A 1,024-nucleotide genomic window follows, 5' to 3' on the forward strand; every position below is an offset into this window, starting at 1 on the left:
CCCCGCCAATACGCTGGCCGCCCAGACCTTCATGATCCTGTTCATCATCATCTTCATCCAGTTCCGGCCGCGCGGGATCATCCCGCAGCGCGGTCGCGCGGCCGAGGCGTAATAAATGACCCGAACCCCCTTCATCCTGAGGAATCCGTCGGTCCTGGCGATGCTGGCCGTGCTGGCGGTGCTGACACTGGCCGTCACGCTGACCAGCCAGGCCTATGGCACCGGCGCGCTGCCGACATCGACGGTCAAGATCCTGGGCATGACGCTGTGCCTGGCGCTGGCGGCGGTCGCGATGGACCTGGTCTGGGGATACCTGGGCATCCTGTCCCTGGGCCAGATGGCGTTCTTCGCGCTTGGCGGCTACATGATCGGGCAATGGCTGATGTATGCGCGCACCGAAGCCATCGTCGCGCCGCAGCTGGCGCAATCGCCCATCCCCCCCACCCCGCAGGAGGTCCGCGACGCGGTCACCAACCAGATCTTCGGCGTGGTCGGGTCGTCCGACCTGCCGCTGGTCTGGTCCTTCGCGCATTCGCTGTGGCTGCAGCTGCTGCTGGTCGTAGCGGTGCCGGGGCTTCTGGCGCTGGTCTTCGGCTGGCTGGCCTTCCGCAGCCGCGTCAACGGCGTCTATCTGTCGATCCTGACCCAGGCGATGACCCTGGCCCTGGCGCTGTGGCTGTTTCAGAACGACAGCGGGTTCCGGGGCAACAACGGGTTGTCGGGCCTGCAGAACCTGCCGGGGCTGGACCATGTGGGCCAGGCAACCCTGTCGGTGTGGTTCCTGTGGGCCTCGGCCGCGGCGCTGGCGCTGTTCTATGCCCTGGCCGCCTGGCTGGTCAGCGGCAAGTTCGGCAGCGTCACCCGCGCCATCCGCGACGACGAGACGCGCGTGCGGTTCCTGGGATACCCGGTCGAGGGGTTCAAGCTGGTCGTCTTCACCTTGGCCGCGATGATCACCGCCATCGCCGGGGCGCTGTACTATCCCCAGGCCGGGATCATCAACCCGGCCGAGATGATGCCCATC

General features: G+C 67.2%; 1 protein-coding gene. It reads left to right on the forward strand.

What is annotated here, in order from left to right; all coding sequences use genetic code 11:
- Nucleotides 1–115: 115 nt before the first annotated feature.
- Nucleotides 116–1,024, forward strand: a 909-nt coding sequence (locus TW83_RS17775) for a branched-chain amino acid ABC transporter permease (RefSeq protein ID WP_045984122.1), incomplete at its 3' end; no start/stop codon positions are given.

The organism is Paracoccus sp. S4493 (genome assembly GCF_000967735.1).
GTDB classification, from domain to species: domain Bacteria; phylum Pseudomonadota; class Alphaproteobacteria; order Rhodobacterales; family Rhodobacteraceae; genus Paracoccus; species Paracoccus marcusii.